Genomic DNA, 19516 nt, shown 5'->3' on the forward strand with positions numbered 1-19516 from the left:
GTATGAAAAAGATAAAAATAGGTTTAGAATTAATACTTGTATTAATTTTTCATCAGGTTGAGGCACAGCATCCGACCAAGAAGGTAGATGTCGTGGTTTATGGCGGTACTCCGGCCGCTATTACTGCTGCATTGGAAGTGAAGCAGTCGGGCAAATCTGTCATTGTCATATCTCCAGATAACCATTTAGGTGGGTTGAGTTCAGGCGGACTTGGTTTTACGGATACCGGCGACAAAACAGTTATTGGTGGCCTAGCCAGAAAATTCTATCAGGATGTGTATGATCATTACAACAAAGAATCGAGCTGGAATTGGCAATCCCGCACCTCGTTTGGCAATCGGGGGCAGGGCACCGTTGCGATGGACAGTGCGCATCGGACGATGTGGATTTTTGAACCCCATGTAGCCGAGCGTATTTTTGATTCCTGGGCGCGTGATCATCAGATTGATGTTGTCCGCGGAGCCTATTTAGATCGGCAGGAAAGTGCCATGACTAAAGAGGGCACAACAATCAAATCCATCAAAACTTTAGACGGAAACATCTATGAGGCGAAGATATTTATTGATGCCACCTATGAGGGGGATCTGATGGCACTGGCCAAAGTAAGTTACACAATCGGGAGGGAGGCCAACCAGACCTACGGGGAGCAGTGGAATGGCGTTCAGACCGGGGTCTTTCAGCATCGGCATCACTTTATGGCGCAGATTAGCCCCTATAAGCATGAAGGAGATCCGGGCAGTGGTCTGGTATTTGGCGTTTCGGAGCAAGATCCCGGGCAATATGGAGCGGCAGATCAGAAACTGCAGGCCTATTGCTTCCGCATGTGCCTGACTAATGATGCACGTAATCGGAAGCCCTTCATCAAGCCAATGGGGTACGATCCGCAGCACTACGTCCTGCTGCAACGCTTAATCCGAGCAGGCTGGGATGAAGCCTTTCAAAAATTTGATCTGGTGCCCAACCATAAGACAGATGCCAATAACCACGGTCCGTTCAGTACCGATTTTATCGGGATGAACTATCGCTATCCCGAAGCTGGATATGCGGAACGTAGGTCCATTATCGAAGCCCATCGCAGGTATCAGCAGGGTCTATATTATTTTATGGCTAATGATCCTTCTGTGCCTACTGCAATCAGGACGAAGATGGCAGAATGGGGGCTGGCAAAAGATGAATTTAAAGATAATGACAATTGGCCTTCTCAATTATATATACGAGAAGCCCGGCGGATGCTGGGACAATATGTGACGACCGAACACAATATCCTGGGCAAGCGCAGTGTGGAAGATCCGATCGGTATGGGCTCCTATACCCTAGATTCGCACAATGTTCAACGTTATGTGACCAAAGAAGGATTTGTTCAGAATGAGGGTGATATCGGTGTTCATGTGCCCCATCCTTATGCCATTTCTTATGGATCGATTATCCCAAAAAGCAATGAATGCAGCAATTTACTCGTCCCGGTCTGCCTATCCAGTTCACATATTGCCTTTGGTTCGATCCGTATGGAGCCCGTATTTATGGTGTTGGGGCAGAGTGCAGGTGCTGCAGCAATCTTAGCAATTGATAGTGATGGTGTTGTGCAACACGTGGACTACGGCTTGTTAAAAAAACAACTGCTGGATTCGGGGCAAGTATTGGAACAAAAATAATATATTGTGATAGAATTAAACCTGAATATAGGATGGATTTAGATAATATGAACGCCCTTACGCTGGTATTTGCGTCAATTTTAATCTTTGCGATTGCCTACCGTTTTTACGGGGTCTTTATGGCGCAGAAAGTACTCCGTCTCAATGATGCCGTTACGACCCCAGCAGTCGAGTTTGCCGACGGTAACGATTATATTAAGACGGACCGCAAGGTGTTGTTTGGGCATCATTTTGCTGCCATAGCTGCGGCGGGGCCATTGGTCGGTCCAGTGCTGGCGGCCCAGTTTGGTTACCTTCCTGGGACACTCTGGATTTTGATCGGTTGTGTATTGGGCGGAGGTGTGCATGATATGGTTGTCCTATTTGCTTCGGTTAGACACAAAGGGCAGAGCCTGGCGACTATCGCCTCCAAGGAGATCGGTCCCGTTGTCGGCGGAATAGCCGGTATGGCCGTTCTGTTTATTCTGATCTTGACATTAGCGGGCCTTTCTCTGGCCTGTATCAGCGCCATGCATGAGGCACCCTGGTCCTTATTTACAATTATTCTGACCATGCCGATTGCCATATTTATGGGCCTATTGATGCGGTATAAAGCCGGTTCAGTCACCTTGGCCAGTATATTGGGGGGCATTTTATTAATTGTAGGCATTATTGCGGGGCATCGCTTGATGGATATCCCTATGATACACAACCTTTTCGATTGGGATGTCAAGACCATTTCAATAGCGATTGCTATTTATGGATTTTTTGCTTCTGTACTCCCTATTTGGTTGCTTCTTGTTCCCCGGGATTACCTCTCTACCTATTTGAAGATCGGTACGATCCTGATGTTGGCCGTAGGCATTGTCTTTGTGCATCCGACAATACAGATGCCCGCCTTGACCAATTTTATCCATGGCGGAGGTCCCGTGATCGGGGGGCCTGTGCTGCCATTTATTTTTATCGTGATCGCTTGCGGTGCGATTTCGGGTTTCCATGCGATTATTGCCACGGGTACGACACCCAAGATGTTGGGTACCGAAAGAGAGATCCTTTTTGTGGGCTACGGCGCGATGCTAGTGGAGGGATTTGTTGCCATAATGGCTTTGATTGCTGCCTGTACCCTGCTACCGGGCGACTATTTTGCAATCAATACCCCAGTCAGTGACTACGCGCATTTTCTGGCACAGCATCCCGAATTAAAGGCTGTGGATCTCCAACATTTTTCAGAGCGGATTGGAGTAGACCTCCATGGTCGTACAGGCGGAGCAGTTTCCCTGGCTGTGGGGATGGCCCATATTTTTGATAAGGTCCCCTTTATGGACAATGTGATGGCTTACTGGTACAATTTTGCCATTATGTTTGAAGCCGTATTTATCCTTACAGCCATCGATGCAGGGACACGGGTCGGACGATTTTTTTTGCAGGAAATGCTGGGGAATGTTTTTCCAGCTTTTAAAGACAAAGATTGGAAACCGGGAGTTTGGCTATGCAGCGCTATTTTCACTTTTTCATGGGGCTATCTTGTTTTTACCGGCAATGTAAGCAGTATCTGGCCATTATTTGGCATCAGTAATCAGCTCTTGGCTGCCTGTGGGCTTATCGTCTGTACGACGATGCTTATTCGGATGAATAGAGGAAAATATGCTTTATTTACGGCCATACCGGGCGTATTTATGGCCGGGATTACCTTTTGGGCCGGATATCTGCAGGTAGTGAATATTTATTTACCCAAGGGGCAGCTGCTATTAGCTTCACTGGCAATATTGGCCATGCTATTGATGCTGCTTGTTTTTATGGGTACATTCCGAAAGTGGTATCAGTTATTTAAAAAGGAGACCACATTTATCGACCAAAATGGCGAATTGGTAAAAACTTTGGTTGAGCGCTAAATTAGCACGGTTACAGTCCGAACAAATTCTAACGTTTATAAGTTCCTTCAGGATGAAATGGCTATCGGCCCAAAAGAAATAAGGATACTTAAGGCAAAGTATACGCGCTAAAAAAGTATAAAACTTTAAATTAAACAGACCTGATAAGCATCGGGTCTGTTTGTAGTTCAATGTATGTTTTCTAAAGCTAACAAAGAGATGTACAAAATGCCGATGAAAACTTGTTGAAATAGCAAATGTGGTGAAAAATCTCCTACAGTATTATTTCATTTTAAACTTCAGGGATCAATTTCTCCTACAACGATCTCGACCAAGCTATTGAGCAATGAAATCTTGAGTTGCTGCCCACTATAGCTTTTACATTCATCATCAATGTGCAGTTCTGTTCCCTGCCATTCCATAGATATGCGGTTGGCTCTAATGGGTTTGATATTAAAGTCCACATTTTTTTCATTCAATAGCCCTTCTATATAGGCAACCAGTTCCTGACGCTGATCGGTGGTCACTATTACAATATCAAATTGTCCATCTCCGGGGTCCGCATCTGCAGCTAGCACCAGTCTAGGTCCCATGCTAGCAATGTTCATGACTTCAACCATGATGCATTCCGCTTTAATGTTACCGGCAGCGGTCGCAAGTTTAAGCACTTTTCCCGGAAATGTCAAAGCTAGTTTTCGAAGCTGCTGGAGCGCGATCTTGATCTCATCTTCAGCACTGGCAGCGTGCGTGTTTTTTTTGTCCATTTTCTCCATTAATATAGGAAATACACCAAAACCAATAGATTCTATAAAATGGAGTGGCTTTCTGCCTAAACCTGTCATCATTCCGACATCGAATTTTTTAAGCTGAAAATTTTCCCACAGATGCATGGCCTGTTTACAGTCCAAAGGGATACCTAAAGAATTGGCAATATTATTTGCTGTGCCTTGAGGTAGGATAGCAATCGGTCTTTTGAATCGTAGCTTTTTTTCCAACAGTGCCATAATGGTCATTTTTATGGTACCATCACCTCCAGCTAAGACAATGAGATCCGTCTCTGGATGGATCTTTTTGACAGCATCTTTTTTTGTAACTACCGTGCAACGGTGCCCAAGGTCTTCGATCAGCTGACATAGTTCGTCTTCGCTTCCATTGTCTTCATCCCCAGCAGCGGGATTATGCACTAGCCTTACCTTTTTGCCATGTTCTTTCATATCACCTGAACAAAGCGTACATGAGATTGGTTTTCATATAAAAGGTACAACTATGAATATACTTATTACAAATGATGATGGTATCTATTCGCCGGGCATAGCAGCACTAGCGAAAACCGCGAGGCAGTTTGGTACCGTTAGGATTGTTGCGCCAGATGTAGAACAGTCGTCTATGGGACATGCTATTACCCATTCCCGGCCCCTAAGCTACCGAAGCGCGCCTATTACCTTTGAGGGAATTGATGCTTTTAGGGTTAATGGGACGCCGGCGGACTGCGTGGCATTGGGCCTACATATGTTTCCCGATACACAGGTGGTCCTTTCTGGCATCAACATGGGCCCTAACCTAGGGAATTCCATGTGGCACTCCGGTACCCTTGCTGCAGCAAAACAGGCTATGCTCCTCGGTATTACCGGTATCGCTCTAAGCACACCTGTTGGCAAGTCGGAACCAGATTTTGAAGGGCTATCTGAATGGACAGCTGATGTCCTCAAGATCTTGCTTGACAATAAGGGACCGGCTCTCTATAACGTGAATTTTCCGCCAAAACCCAAGGGAATCTCATGGACTAGGCAATCGGTACGGCTCTACGATGGCAACGTAGTGCCCGGTCAGGACCCTATGGGAAGAAAGAATTATTGGATTACAGTGATACCACTTGAACCGGCAGAGGAAGGGACAGATCGTTGGGCAGTAGAAAATAAATTGGTATCAATTACACCCTTACGGCTGGACCTGACTGCGCATGATGAGCTTTCGGCCAGACTGGCGAGTCAAGGAAAATGAGATAGAGGATAAAGTATATGAAAAGAAGAAAATTTTTGGTACAGGCCAGCCTTGCAGGCGCAGGCTTTGCACTGAGTGCAGCTACACCTGATATTTTGCTAACAACATCAAAAGAAAATAAGATGACAACACCTGAAAATTTAACACAGAAGAAGCGATTTCGTCCTATCGATAAAGCTGGACTTGGCGGGGTAGCATTGGGTAACGGATTTCAGTACAACTCAGATCTTGAATGTCTACAGACGGTAGAGGCCGCATGGAATGCTGGGATACGTTTATTTGATACCTCCCCTTGGTATGGTCTGGGTATTAGTGAACGTAGAATGGGCTTATTTCTAAAAGACCAACCCCGTGACAGCTTTACTCTTTCCACCAAGGTGGGACGAATTTTAGTGCCAGAAGAGAATTTTAAAAAGGAACAATTACTTTGGAAAGGGAAGCTAAATTTTGGTTATCAGTACGATTATAGTGCGGCAGGCGTGAGGCGAAGTGTAGAGGATAGCTTACAGCGTTTGGGCTTGTCGTCAATAGACATCGTATTTATTCATGATCTTTCACCAGATAATGGCGATATGAAAGACACCTATGCGCAGTATTTCGAACAAGCGGTTAAAGGAGCAATGCCCGAACTAACTAAAATGAGAGAGGAGGGGCTAATCAAAGGCTGGGGTCTCGGGGTCAATACCGTAGAGCCTATATTGCAAACATTGGAGGTTGCAGATCCAGATATCTTTCTCTCCGCCTGTCAATATTCATTGATCAAACATGACGATGATCTGAATAAAGTTTTCCCAAAGGTGGCGGAACGGGACGTGTCGATTGTTGTAGGAGCTCCTTTATGTGCTGGATTTCTGTCCGGTAAAAACCGTTATCTGTATGATGGTAAATTCCCTGCTGGAGTGAAAGAAAAGCTCAGTGCTTTACAGCGGGTTGCGGCGAATCATGCGGTAGACCTACGTACGGCGGCCTTACAATTTGCTGCTGCACCAGCCGAAGTGTCCGGCGTGATACCCGGCGCACATACCGCCGAGCAGGTGGTTCAAAATGCTCAATCTTTCAAGACTAAGATAGCACCTAGCTTTTGGGAGGAATTAAAGTATGAAAAACTAATAGAAGAAAATGCGCCGGTACCAAAGGCTTAATTAATATATTAAATAGAAAATAAGGTGCGATATGCGCATCCTTATTTTCTATTTAAATTTTACGATTAAAATCCTAAGAAAGACTTCCATCATAGCGGTACGTATGAGTGGAGACCCAAACTCAGATCAGCTACAAGTTAATACTCTTAGATTAGGGATCCCGATGCTTCAAAGTTGTTGCACCGACCACTAGAGCGGTTATCTAATATCCAATTATTGCGATTTAATATTATATAAAAAATTAAAGTATGACTATTTAGCTCTAAAGATGGGGATTTGGGGGGATTTCAATCAATCGATACCCCTCTTCAACAAGAGATTTTCTAAGTGAATCGTCGGGTTTTTTCTTAAAAATGGCGATAGCAAGTGTTTGGCTCGGCAATATCCCGAGAGTAGACAAAAAATCACGAATTTTCTTTTTCAAAAGAATCTTTCTGAAAGCTCGCGTTCTTTTATTTGCGCTGATCTCTTCGCTACCGGGAAACCAAAAGTTGGGATTAATTCCCTTGATCGCTATCATAGGTAGATTAAGTCCTGCGGCAAGTTTTTCAAATTCCCTTTCAGAGACTTTATATACGAAATTCCCGACCTTCTCAAAAGAAAATCTATTTTTCCAGATCTTATTGATTATTCTGTCATTGATTTTTCCCAATTGATTGGCAAGGAACAATAAAATTGGCATTTTAGAAATAGGATCCTGCGGTTCAATGATCACAATGGCTTGTCTAGCCACTCTTATCATTTCGTAGAGCGCAGCATAGGGGCGCGGAAAATGATGGTAACTTTCCTTACAGAGTATATAGTCTATACTATTGTTTTTAAATGTTAACGATTCTGCATTTTGTGCGCAGTATGCTTTAATAAAACCTGTTTCTTGAGATACTTTGAGAAAGCTATCGTCCAGGTCGCTTGCTGTTACATTTTCAATACCCTGATCTATCAGATGTCGTGCATCATGGCCATAAGCATCACCAATGGTCAGCCAGTGAGTATTCTTTTCTTGGGTGAAAGGATCTAAGCATCTAAAGAAAAGATTCTGTAACCAGTGGTTTATACTCCCATCGTAATGCTTTAAGGTTTCGAGTATTTTTATTTTCTGGGTTCTTTCTGGATAGAGTGTGCTATACCATTTTGCATGCCGTGCATAGCTATCTTCATTAAAGCCTTTATTTTCTTTAATTTTAATATTGTTATTCATATCTAAGTTTATCGTACGTTTCTTTGCTCAAAGAAATAAGTCTCCAGGCTTGTTGACTTATTTAAGTCAACGAATAATTATTTATAGACGCTACAGGCTAGAAAATAAATACAAACAATTTACATATACTTACATTTTGGCAACAATCATCGACAGATATTGTGGAGCGTACATTTCAATAAGGGGGAGAAGGTTCAAAAGAGTTTATGAAGGTAAAAATTCATGGGTCTTTTTTAGTGAATAGTTTGTCATTTATAGTAATTTAGGAAAACCAACCTTAAGTCCTTAATATGAATATTTTAATTATTTATAGTCATCCAAGTAGAGAATCCTATACTTTCGAGATATTGAATCAATTGAAAAATATGTTTAACGCGCAAAATTGGCATGTTGATGTCTCTGATTTGTATGCGAATAACTTTCAAAGTGTAATGACTGCCGAAGAGTACGAAAGAGAAGGGAAATCAAATACCACTTTACCAATCCCCCAAGATGTACTCGAAGAGCATCGAAAGATAGAAAACGCAGACTGTGTTATCTTTCTTTATCCACTTTGGTGGAGTGACTGCCCAGCAATGATGAAAGGTTGGTTTGATAGAGTATATTCCGTTGGTTATGCTTATGGACAAAAGCCCGACTTACCGAAAATGAAAATCATCAAGTATGGAGCCGTTATCTGTACCGCAGGTCATCCCAACAATTTTTTGAATGAAATTGGTATTGCACAAAGCATGGAGAAAGTTATGCTTGAGGATAGATTAGGAAAACGCTTTCAGCACAAAGAAATGCTAGTACTGGGAGGGACATTAGAAATTGATAAAGTGAAAGAACATCACAGGAATGAAATTAGCGCATTAGTCAAAAATATAAAACTTGTAATACATGAAGCACTTTAACAGGCAATAGTCTATTTCCATGCGATAAGATTCCGTACTCCAAAGGATATCAACTCAATGTGTATCCGATTATTTTTCAGAAATAGGTTTGGGGATCCTACGAATGGGTTACCGTTGATTAATATACGTTTTTTCCCATTTTTCTAAGGCTAAATGGATTTCTTCCAGCGATTTATTTAAATTTGTTAGGTGGCATTCCTCTTTCGGCGGTACGACGGGAAAAACTTCCCGAAGCTTAAAAACCTATCATGCATATTCAAATCGGTAGTAGTCTTGTTGAATTTAATTGTATTAGGATATAGAATTTGTGGTCACGTTGCTCTTTGCATTTAGATAGAAAAACAATATGTTTTTGTCCAATTCAGATATCCAACCATTAATTGTAAACATATTCAGGACGCCCTATCTCTTGGCGAAGACGCTCGACGGATATTTGTCCTGTCAAATTGGAGAGAAACACCGTTCTTCTCAGAAGAGGAAAAGGCCATCTTGGCATTAACGGAACATATGACCCTTATCTCTCAGCAGGGCATTCCTGACGAAGTGTATAATAACGCCTTGGTTCTCTTGGGCCAACAATACCTAACAGAGGTATAACCTATTTATTTCTATAATTCACTAGCTAACCAAATGTTTACTACCGTATTGTCCATCTCGGCAATATGGGTGCCCTAAGATGTAAAGGATCTTTTCCGTTTCCTAACCTGATGAATTGTACTTCCACGTGAATTTGTTGCACAGACAAGACATGGGGTGGGTATCATTCAATATTTTTCTACTGCTTAAGTCACATAATCTTTATTCGTGCAGCTTGCTTGTCATTCAAGTATACAATAATTTATAAATGCAACTAAATTGCTTTTATAAATTATTGTTCCTAATTTAGCTTTTAAATCAAAAGACAATGAGCGCAATTCCTAAAAACTTTGAAGACTGGAAATGGTGTATCGAGAAAAAATGTGGTATTCCGTTAACCGTAGAATTTGTCAAAAGCCGATTGGCGGTTTATGAAGATTATTCAAATGCCGAAACTCAGCGTTTTGCTGCTAACTATGGAACAGAACATCTTGAGAATATAAAGATTTGGATGAAAGTTATAGTGACATTGGGAGAAGGAAAAAAATAGAATTTAATTTAGGTCATATGAAAAGAAAACTACCAGTCACGGTGTTAAGTGGCTTTTTGGGTGCAGGCAAAACATCCTTGCTGAACCATGTATTGCATAACAAGGAAGGGAAGAAGGTTGCCGTAATTGTTAATGATATGAGTGAAGTAAACATCGATGCGCAATATTTTGAACGTGAAAATGTTCTTTCGCGGACCGAGGAGAAACTTGTTGAAATGAGTAATGGATGTATATGTTGCACGTTAAGAGAAGATCTAATGATCGAAGTCGAGCGTTTGGCTAAAGAAGATCGGTTTGATTATCTTTTGATTGAAAGTACAGGGATCTCGGAGCCAATTCCTGTTGCTCAGACATTCAGTTACGTTGATCCGAATAATGATATTGATCTTTCATCATTCAGCTATATCGATACGATGGTGACTGTAGTAGATTGTTTCAATTTTTCCAGAGATTTTGGTAGTTCAGAAACGTTGTTAGATAGAAAGTTGGCAGATGATGATATGGATAATCGAACTATTGTAAACTTATTAACCGATCAAATAGAATTTGCTAATGTCATTGTGTTAAACAAAGCAGACCTTGTATCCGAGGAAACAATAGGTACTTTAGAAGCTGCAATTAGTAAACTTAATCCGGGCGCCAAGCTTATCCGTACCCAATTTGGGCAAGTTGATCCAAAAGATATTATGGGAACGGGTACATTTGACTTTGATGAAGCTTCTTCCTCTGCAGGTTGGTTAAGAGAGCTGGAAGTAGATCATGTTCCGGAAACAGAAGAATATGGGATTTCATCATTTGTTTTTCGCTCCCAGCGACCTTTCCATCCGCAACGGTTGCACCGTTATTTACACGAACATTATCCTCATAATATCATACGTGCTAAAGGCCTATTTTGGCTAGCATCTAGACCAGATACTGCAATCAGTTTTAGCCAAGCTGGAGGAAGCATCCGATTGGAAAGTGCCGGTTCATGGTGGAGTAGTATGCCCGAAGAAATGCGGTATCAATACCCGATTTATCCCGAAATAAGAACTGATCTATTAAAACGTTGGCATTCCGAATGGGAGGATCGTAAGAATGAATTGGTTTTTATAGGGCAACACTTAGAGAAAGAAAAATATCTTAAAGAGCTGGAATCTTGTTTATTGACTGAAGATGAGGCTGACGATTGGCGTTTCACTTGGTGGAAGGACGAATTTCCCAAAAATCTCTAACGATCGTTTTCCCTCCTTTATAGCGTAAGTAAATAGGTTGATTATGTAGGTGAGGCACAAGTAAATTTACAGTTGCCCCCTTAATCTAAACCAATACTGGAGTGATTTTTAAAATCTTCCATGAATATTTTAAAATGCTAGTCATGCACATTCACCTTCAATGCTGTTAGGCCCGCACATAAATCAACGTTTCATTTTAAGGATTTGGATTTTAGGCACTGACCCTCTTATCAAATCAAATTCTAATTCTTTTTGCAACTTTGTGTATTTTATAAACTATTTTAGCTACTTTTGTTGCAACTAAATTGCAAATTGTTTTTTTGACAATCTCACAAATATTAATGAACAGATCTTTTTTATTTTTTTCACTCTTTTTTATTCATGGAAGTTTTCTAACGCTATATGCACAGGAAAAATTAAAAAAGAAAATAGATCTACAGGAAGTCATGGTAGACGGCAAGCGCTATAAGAATGCGATGGAAGGGCCTTTATCGGTAAACTATATTCACATTGATTCTTTACAAAAATTCCAGGGCGGTAGTTTGATGCAGACATTGAGTAGAATTCCAGGTGTAGGATCTATAGGTATCGGTGCGAGTCAATCGAAACCTCAAATTAGGGGGTTGGGTTTTAATCGAGTAATAACCGTAGAAAACGGCGTAAAGCATGAAGGGCAACAATGGGGATTGGACCATGGTCTTGAGATAGACCAATACAGTGTCGGCTCCGCTGAGATTATTAAAGGCGCGACATCTTTTATGTACGGGTCAGACGCGATTGGCGGAGTTATTCGTCTATCCTCTCTCAAAGAAACCCAAGAGGATGGTTTAAAAGGAAGTCTAAATCTTATTGCAAAGTCTAATAATAGTACGCTTGGGAGTTCAGTCCAATTTATTGGTAAAGAAGGGAAATTTGTCTTTGGTGGTGGGCTTACCCATCTAAATTATGGAGATTACCGCGTTCCAACCGATACGGTCTATGTCTATAATTATGCTGTAGGCTTGAAGGACAACTATGTGAGAAATACAGCCGGAAGGGAAACTGATTTTCAATTAAAAGGAGGATATGTAACTGAAAAATTCTCTTCGATATTTTATTTAAGCAGTTATGATACCAAAATCGGTTTTTTTGCCAATGCACATGGTCTTGAGCCAAGAGGGGTAAATACGGCTTTGTATGACAAATCAAATAGGGACATCCTTTATCCAAGCCAGAAAGTAAATCATTTTAAAGTTATCAATAGAAATTATATTGAAAAAGATGATCAAAAAATTTGGATAGATATTGGCTATCAGCGAAATAATAGGAAGGAGTTTAATCACTACGTCGCCCATGGCTATATGCCTGCTATCTTCCCTGATAATATGGGTATTCCAGAAGACTTGGAAAGATTGTACGATAAAGATATATACAGTATCAATGTAAAAGATCAATTTACCAAAGGATCACATCAGATTACTTTAGGTGGGAGTGGTGAAATCCAGCATAATAATATTGGCGGTTGGGGCTTTCTTATTCCAGAATACCGTCAACGCTCTGCAGGCGCTTTCGTGCACGACCAATACAGCATTGATAAAAATACAATACTATATGCGGCATTGCGATATGATTATAATCACAACCAAAGTAAAGCCTATCGTGATTGGTTTGAATCCGAGACAGCAGATGGGGCTAAGGAGAAGATTCTAAGAGCTGATAATATATCGAGAACGTTTAATAGTCTGGTTTGGGGACTTGGAGTTGCAAGGCAATTTGGAGATATCGAAACCAAGTTTAATGTTGGGAAGAGTTTCCGGAATCCTGCAACTCAAGAGTTCGCGTCGAACGGTGTTAATTATCATTATTACAGTTATGATATAGGAAATAAAAATCTTTCCCCTGAGCAATCCTATCAAGCAGACCTCTCAATAGGTTGGAGAAGAGAAACGGCCGATATCACGTTGACACCATTTTATAATTATTTTTCAAACTACATTTATCTCAATCCAACATCCCGTTTTGATCAATTTCACGGAGCTGGCAACCAGATTTTCGAATATTCAGAGAGTAAGGTCCGGCGATTTGGAGGAGAAATTAATGCCAACTTTCGCTTGACTAAGAACTGGAAGTTAGCGCTCTTAGGCGAGTATGTCAAATCAAAGCAGCTCTCAGGTGCTAAGAAAGGGTATACCCTGCCTTTTTCTCCAGCGCCCTCCGTTTTAATCGGCTTGGATTGGTCTCCCAAAATAAGTCAATATTTAAATAGTACATATTTCGCTATTGATTGTAAATGGACGGCGGAGCAGAATAATATCGTACCCCCTGAAGATAAGTCAGCCAGTTATACACTTTTCAATTTTAGGGCCGGAACAGATTTAAAGTTGAACAGCTCTGTTGTTCAACTTAGATTTCAGATTCAGAACCTATTAGATACTAAATATATGGATCATACGAGCTTTTATCGTCTTATAGCACTCCCCGAGCAGGGGCGGAATATCGTTTTATCAGCACGTGTACCCTTTGGAAAAAATTAATAAACTAAATAATACTATGAATAGAATTAGCAGATCCTTATTGATGTTATTTTTTTTGACATCGGTAATAGCTTGTAAAAAAGAAAATGAACGTATAGATGAGGAAAAACCAAAGATAGATTTGACAGCAGAAAGTGCTTTTCCTAAGCAATGTAGCCAGATTAAACGGGGCGAATCTTTTAATTTCCAGATGCATTTATCTGATAATGTTGCCTTAGGGAGTTACAGCATTGATGTGCATAATAATTTTGACCATCATTCTCACTCTACAGAAGTTGAAGAATGTACGTTAGACCCAATAAAGAGACCTGTTAAACCATTTTCGATAGTAAAAACTATGGATATACCAGGGCAACCTAAAGACTACGTTGCTCAATTAAAAATTGATGTTCCGCTGGATATTGATCCTGGGAATTACCATTTCATGGTGCAAGTTACCGACCAATCGGGGTGGAGTACCCAGCGGGGGATAAGTATTCGAATCACAGAGTAAATTTTGGAAATAATAAATTAAATACATTTTTAAACTAAATTCTTTTTAAATGAAAACTACAAAAATTGGTTTTATTACGCTTTTTACTATGCTCTTCTTCGGACTGTTGTCATCCTGTAAAAAGGATGATGATGATATTCCAGCATTAGCAAAGCCAGAGATTGGTACGATGGAAATCGGTACTGATAATAGTAAAACTGCCGCTGCAGGCTCGGATTTACACCTTGAGGGAAATATTGTTGCAGAAGCTTTGATCAATAAAATAGATATTGAAATTCATCAAGAAGGTGGTGGAAGTTATAAAATAACTAAAGCATATACAGAAGGGAAATACATTGGGGTGAAAAATGCTACTTTTCATGAACATATTGATATTCCTTCCGTTGCTCCTGCTGGAGAATATCATTTACATTTTACGGTGACTGATAAAGCAGGAAATACTACTACCGTTGAATCGCCTATAACAATAACGGCAGCAGAGGCTAAAGCGGCATTCAAACTTGTATTGACAGAAGTGAAAGGTGAGGGGCATGGCGACCATTTCCATGACTTAGCGGATAAAGAAGGAGTAGAACCTCTTTCGGTAAATTTCGACGCAAGTGGGGAAGCTATTGGGCATAGTCATTTTCATATCAGTCCTAGCGGAGTGTACAAAGTGGAATTGAAACAATACGATGCAGCTGGAGTAGAAATTCAGGGGCAATACATAAAAGATAAGGCCACTGCAGACAATTATAAAGTATTCATTACCGGCGGTGCATTTATTTTGAACCCAAATAGTGAGAACTCCACAGGTGCGATTTTTCAACCAAAAGAAACAACTTACAGTGATGGAACTGCTATCCCTTCAGGGGCGATTGAAACAACTGGAATAATTTCATATTTTACGGCGGGTGCTGCTAATGCTGGTGAAAAAGATGTCAAATTTGTACTTAGGAAGTTTAATGATAAATCTACTAAAGCTACAATCACTAGGACAGATTGGAATTTAACAAATTATGATGTGAAGTTTCCAGGTGAGGATGTATTTCGTTTATCTTTCGAACTGCATGCTGAGGACGGAGAATAATTAAGCTTTAGAACATAGCCCATAGTTAAGATGGGCTATGTTTCTCCCCCTCCAAATTTCACACTATAATTTTACGGTATTCCTGTAAGCTTTCCCAAAGCTATATGTCAGAATCTCTGAAGCTCTTCAACTTCGTACTTCTTTTGTTTGTGCAAAGATGTCTTCATATCGTTGTACTATCTCCTAAATGCTTTTGTTAATATGATCAGGATTGAAAATTCTGTGGAGGCTCCATCCAAGACACGGACGTTTTCTAATCGATACTTCGCATTTTAAATGCAAGGGTACAGTGCAGCCGACAATCTTATATAATAATTTAGAAATCTTCGCTTTACAATTTGCTAATATATATATTCTTCTTTTGCTTAGTTTATTTTGAACATTAAATCAATTTATGAAACTTAGACAGTTATTAGCTTTTGCGGTGCTTATTCTTTTGGGTGCTTGCGACAAAAACGAGGAGCCAATTAAGAACGAACCAGCGTTGAACGAAGATCCTGCAACGTTTAAAGAAATCGGTACCCTTGATATTGGTGATGTTGGTGCCGCGGAAATCAGTGCCTATGATCCCGTCACAAAACGTTTATTTGTTGTCAACAACGGAGGATCTAACAAGATCGATGTCGTCGATATGTCCGATCCGAGCAAATTGAAAGTGATACATGCTATTCCCACCAACAGTGGCGCCGTAAATAGTGTTTCTGTTAGTAATGGACTATTAGCAGCAGCCGTTGAATCGACCAATAAACAGGCACCAGGAAAAGTGACCGTTTACAATACCGATAGCTACGCCGAAGTAAAGAGCATACAGACCGGTGCGCTACCGGATATGGTAACGTTCAGCCCGGATGGAAACCTTATTCTCACAGCAAATGAAGGCGAGCCCAGTTTCGATTATAGCAATGATCCTATCGGTTCAGTGTCCATTATTAGTGTGAAGGAAAACTATCAGGTCGTCAATGTCGATTTCAGTAGCTTCGAACAACAGCGAGAGGCACTACAGCAGAGAGGACTCCGCATCTTTGGTCCGAAAGCCACCCTCGCGATGGACATCGAACCGGAATACGTGACCATTTCGCCAGATTCCAAAACAGCATGGGTGACACTGCAGGAAAACAATGCTATTGCAAAAATTGACCTGACAAGCAAAAAAGCAACAGAAATCTTTCCGCTGGGTTTCAAAGATTATAGCTTGCAGGATAATGCTGTCGACCTGTCTGATAAAGACGATGTTGTATCATTTAAATCCTGGCCCGTAAAGGGCATCTATATGCCGGATGCTATTGCAGTTCTGCAAAACGGCGGCAATCCTTACCTGTTCACCGCAAATGAAGGCGATGCACGCGAATACGATGCCATTAAGGAGGCTGTCCGGGTCAAGGATCTTACCCTCGATCCATCTGTTTTCCCCAATGCCGCGCAACTCCAGAAAGACAGTCAGATTGGACGCTTAAACGTGACCCGGACGTTGGGTGATAATAACAAGGATGGCTTATATGATGCACTTTACTCTTTCGGTGCACGATCGTTCAGTGTTTGGAACGGATTGAACGGCGAACTGGTATACGATAGTAAAAACGAACTTGACACAAAGGTGCAAGCTGCTGGATTTTACGAAGATGGGCGTAGCGACGACAAAAGCATCGAACCGGAAGGCATAGCGCTCGGAAAAATTGGAGACAGATATATTGCTTTTATAGGCATGGAACGTGTTGATGCCGTTGCTGTTTATGACGTCACTGATCCGCGTACACCACGTTTTCTGCAGTTACTGAAAACAGGTGACGCACCGGAGGGGGTGCTATTTGTCTCAGCAGAAAATAGTCCCACTAAGAAAAGCCTACTTATCGTAAGCAGTGAAGAAGATGGCGTAATCAAGGTATATACACCGGATACCATTTAACCAATACTACATCTCCATACTCTTTTAGCATCCCCGGATGAACAAATTCCGGGGATTTTACATTTTCTCTTCGGAACCAAAGACAGGACAAAGAAGAACCGCATTGGTTTAATTGCATGGCTTACCGGCTTTGACAAGAAAACGTTAGCGAGTACTGTTTGCGGAGAAAGGCGGTTGAACACTGGCCGCGAAGGTCAACTTACTGTAGTTTACTTTCAGAGACCGATCATTAGCTTTTTATGTCTCAACAAAAATAGAAATTACCGATATTAATAGTAATTTTATATGAAATTAACATCTGTTAGGTTAATTTGCATCAATTAAACATACCAAATTCATGATATCAGGGCTGAAACATATTTCCATATCAATGGATGATTTTCGCTTACTACAAGCTGGAGATCAGTCGGTTTTTGGTGTGGTGTTTAACTATTGGCAGCCTATTATCTATTTTAAAGTGAGGCAACTATGTAAGACGGATAGTGACGCTGAGGAAGTCACACAGGAAGTTTTTATCGAATTTTATCTAAAAAGGACTCAACTTTCAAACCCTGAATCCATCTTTCCCTTTCTATTCACCATCGCAAAACGGATGGCCATTTCTAATTTTCGTAAATCCCTAATTCGGTCTAATTATCTCCAATCACTTGGCCAGACTTGGTTGGAAAGCAGCTTTTCCCTACAAGAAGAATTAGATGCTAGAGAGCTAGAGGTAATTTTAGAATCTATTATTGAACAATTACCACCTCAACAACAGGCTATTTATAGGAGGAGTAAGTTTGAAGAGCAGTCTTATCAAGAAATAGCTGATGAAGAAGGACTCTCTAAAAATACAGTGCGTAATCACATGAGCCTCGCCTCAAAATTTGTTCGTTTTAAACTGGATAAAATTCTATCAATCTTTTTTTTCTAAGTTATCTACTTTGAATGCGGTATAGATGATTTTATGCTATCCGATAGATCGCCTTCCAAAAAGCGTTCACTATGATATTAAAAAAAATGTTTTTTCTATTGGTACTTTTTCAAAGCTGATGCGATTATGTCTTTGAAATCGATCCAAAGGAATGAATCAAATTGAATACTACAACCAATTAATACGTAAATATTTTGCTAATCTGGCCAGCGAAGAGGAACAGGAGCAGATGCGGGGACTAATGAATGATCCGACCTTCCTCCAAGCTTGGGAAAAAATATGGAAGGAGCAATCGTACCCCATACAACCTAAGGAATACCCTGATCTTCAGCGGATGTTGGGAGATATCTTATCTGATCCTAGAATTGGAAAATCGACATCTTCTGAGCTAGCCACTACAGAGAGACCTTTCATTTTCTTTCGAAAATGGTGGCAAATTGCAGCCCTATTCCTCGCGACTTGTGGCGCAGCGCTATGGGGTTATGATACCTACCGCACAAATGATGTGAATACAAACGTGCTTGTATCTGCCCGACCCATAGTCCCCGGTACGGATAAAGCGGTGATTATCCTTGAAAATGGCCAACAGATTGACCTAAGTTTGATTAAAGGTGATACAGTCATTGATCAAGGCGAATATCTTATTACCAAAGATAGTAAAGGCCAGATCAGTTATAGTCTCAAAGATGTATCCGTACAGACAAATAAAGTCGCCTATAATACCATTATTACACCCAAAGGTGGTGAATATAATTTAGAGATGGCTGATGGGAGTTTGGTACAGCTCAATGCCGGTAGTAAGATTAAATACCCCGTTAGATTTATAGGTGGCACACGATCTGTGGACCTCGAGGGGGAAGCCTATTTTGAAATTGCCAAGATGGAGTCTGGAGGCAAACGAGTACCTTTTGTTGTAACGAGTGGAACTCAGACGCTAGAAGTTTTGGGAACCCATTTTAATATTAAGAATTTTGGCGATCATATCGTTACGACCCTAATCGAAGGCAAGGTCAAGCTCTCTTTCGCTGATGTAGCGTTAAAAGAACAGGTGCTTGTGCCCAATGATCAGGTTGTTTTCAATGCAAGTCGTGCTACGATAAAAAAGGAACAAGTGGATCCTTTCTATAGCCTCGCTTGGAAAAATGGAAATTTCGCTTTTGACAATGCATCTATCCAGAGTGTTATGGACGAAGTGGCACGCTGGTACGATGTCGAAGTAAAATATGAAGATCAATTGGAAGGGCAGCACTTCTCAGGAACAATCTCCCGCTATGAGAATATAGACAAATTATTGAAAACAATTTCGTTCGCCGGGGGAGTACATTTTGAACGTAAAGGAAGGAGGATACATGTACTAAAATAATACCAAAGCGATTATTAAGGACATGAATACAATCAGGAGCGCGCCAACGCCCCTGAAAGTTTGTCTTTTTCTCGACGTTGATTGAATCTTAAAACTGTAAAATTTTATCTCAACCGAATGCAATTTAATAAAAAAAATTCGATCGGACCGACTATGTTATGTCAGGTAAGATCCAAGAAAATA

The 19516-nt window shown here is 40.9% G+C and carries 15 protein-coding genes and 1 pseudogene; 13 read left to right on the forward strand and 3 right to left on the reverse strand.

Features of this window, described 5'->3' with window-relative positions:
- Window positions 1-2: 2 nt before the first annotated feature.
- Together HPC41_RS04745 and HPC41_RS04750 are read left to right on the forward strand one after the other, a co-directional pair.
- Window positions 3-1652: an FAD-dependent oxidoreductase gene (locus tag HPC41_RS04745; protein WP_172392832.1), complete on the forward strand. Its 1650-nt coding sequence runs from the start codon at window positions 3-5 to the stop codon at window positions 1650-1652.
- A gap of 32 nt (window positions 1653-1684) precedes the next feature.
- Window positions 1685-3523: a carbon starvation CstA family protein gene (locus HPC41_RS04750; RefSeq protein ID WP_172392833.1), complete on the forward strand. Its 1839-nt coding sequence runs from the start codon at window positions 1685-1687 to the stop codon at window positions 3521-3523.
- Between the two features lie 278 nt (window positions 3524-3801).
- Here HPC41_RS04750 and HPC41_RS04755 read toward each other — a convergent pair whose 3' ends face one another.
- A complete protein-coding gene (locus tag HPC41_RS04755) occupies window positions 3802-4716 on the reverse strand; it encodes a diacylglycerol/lipid kinase family protein (RefSeq protein WP_172392835.1) in 915 nt (304 codons plus the stop codon).
- 52 nt (window positions 4717-4768) lie between these two features.
- On the opposite strand from HPC41_RS04755, the gene surE reads away from it, so the two are divergent.
- Both surE and HPC41_RS04765 read left to right on the forward strand, forming a co-directional pair.
- Entirely contained in the window at window positions 4769-5503 is a 735-nt protein-coding gene (gene surE / locus HPC41_RS04760; RefSeq protein WP_172392837.1) for a 5'/3'-nucleotidase SurE, read from the forward strand.
- Between the two features lie 17 nt (window positions 5504-5520).
- Entirely contained in the window at window positions 5521-6645 is a 1125-nt protein-coding gene (locus tag HPC41_RS04765; RefSeq protein WP_172392839.1) for an aldo/keto reductase, read from the forward strand.
- 262 nt (window positions 6646-6907) lie between these two features.
- Here HPC41_RS04765 and HPC41_RS04770 read toward each other — a convergent pair whose 3' ends face one another.
- A complete protein-coding gene (locus HPC41_RS04770; RefSeq protein WP_172392840.1) occupies window positions 6908-7843 on the reverse strand; it encodes a class I SAM-dependent methyltransferase in 936 nt (311 codons plus the stop codon).
- A gap of 290 nt (window positions 7844-8133) precedes the next feature.
- On the opposite strand from HPC41_RS04770, the gene HPC41_RS04775 reads away from it, so the two are divergent.
- Window positions 8134-8739, forward strand: a complete 606-nt coding sequence (locus tag HPC41_RS04775) for an NAD(P)H-dependent oxidoreductase (RefSeq protein WP_172392842.1) — start codon at window positions 8134-8136, stop codon at window positions 8737-8739.
- 108 nt (window positions 8740-8847) lie between these two features.
- Here HPC41_RS04775 and HPC41_RS25765 read toward each other — a convergent pair.
- Window positions 8848-8958: pseudogene (locus HPC41_RS25765) on the reverse strand (winged helix-turn-helix transcriptional regulator); the annotation flags it as partial.
- 685 nt (window positions 8959-9643) lie between these two features.
- On the opposite strand from HPC41_RS25765, the gene HPC41_RS04785 reads away from it, so the two are divergent.
- The 8 genes from HPC41_RS04785 to HPC41_RS04820 all read left to right on the forward strand — a co-directional run bounded on the left by HPC41_RS04785 (window position 9644) and on the right by HPC41_RS04820 (window position 19333).
- The gene (locus tag HPC41_RS04785; RefSeq protein WP_172392844.1) at window positions 9644-9865 is read left to right on the forward strand and encodes a hypothetical protein; all 222 of its coding nucleotides are present in this window, start codon (window positions 9644-9646) and stop codon (window positions 9863-9865) included.
- A 17-nt stretch (window positions 9866-9882) separates the two neighbouring features.
- A complete protein-coding gene (locus HPC41_RS04790) occupies window positions 9883-11079 on the forward strand; it encodes a GTP-binding protein (RefSeq protein WP_172392845.1) in 1197 nt (398 codons plus the stop codon).
- 341 nt (window positions 11080-11420) lie between these two features.
- Window positions 11421-13592: a TonB-dependent receptor gene (locus HPC41_RS04795; protein ID WP_172392846.1), complete on the forward strand. Its 2172-nt coding sequence runs from the start codon at window positions 11421-11423 to the stop codon at window positions 13590-13592.
- A 16-nt stretch (window positions 13593-13608) separates the two neighbouring features.
- A complete protein-coding gene (locus HPC41_RS04800; RefSeq protein WP_172392847.1) occupies window positions 13609-14085 on the forward strand; it encodes a DUF4625 domain-containing protein in 477 nt (158 codons plus the stop codon).
- A 49-nt stretch (window positions 14086-14134) separates the two neighbouring features.
- On the forward strand, window positions 14135-15154 hold the full coding sequence (locus HPC41_RS04805) for a DUF4625 domain-containing protein (RefSeq protein WP_172392848.1): 1020 nt from the start codon (window positions 14135-14137) through the stop codon (window positions 15152-15154).
- Window positions 15155-15548: 394 nt separating this feature from the next.
- Complete coding sequence (locus HPC41_RS04810; RefSeq protein WP_172392849.1) at window positions 15549-17057, forward strand: choice-of-anchor I family protein; 1509 nt, start codon at window positions 15549-15551, stop codon at window positions 17055-17057.
- 337 nt (window positions 17058-17394) lie between these two features.
- The gene (locus tag HPC41_RS04815) at window positions 17395-17970 is read left to right on the forward strand and encodes an RNA polymerase sigma factor (RefSeq protein WP_216660659.1); all 576 of its coding nucleotides are present in this window, start codon (window positions 17395-17397) and stop codon (window positions 17968-17970) included.
- Window positions 17971-18121: 151 nt separating this feature from the next.
- Window positions 18122-19333, forward strand: a complete 1212-nt coding sequence (locus HPC41_RS04820; protein WP_172392851.1) for a FecR family protein — start codon at window positions 18122-18124, stop codon at window positions 19331-19333.
- Window positions 19334-19516 lie beyond the last annotated feature (183 nt).

The organism is Sphingobacterium prati, assembly GCF_013167215.1.
Taxonomy (GTDB): Bacteria; Bacteroidota; Bacteroidia; order Sphingobacteriales; family Sphingobacteriaceae; genus Sphingobacterium; species Sphingobacterium prati.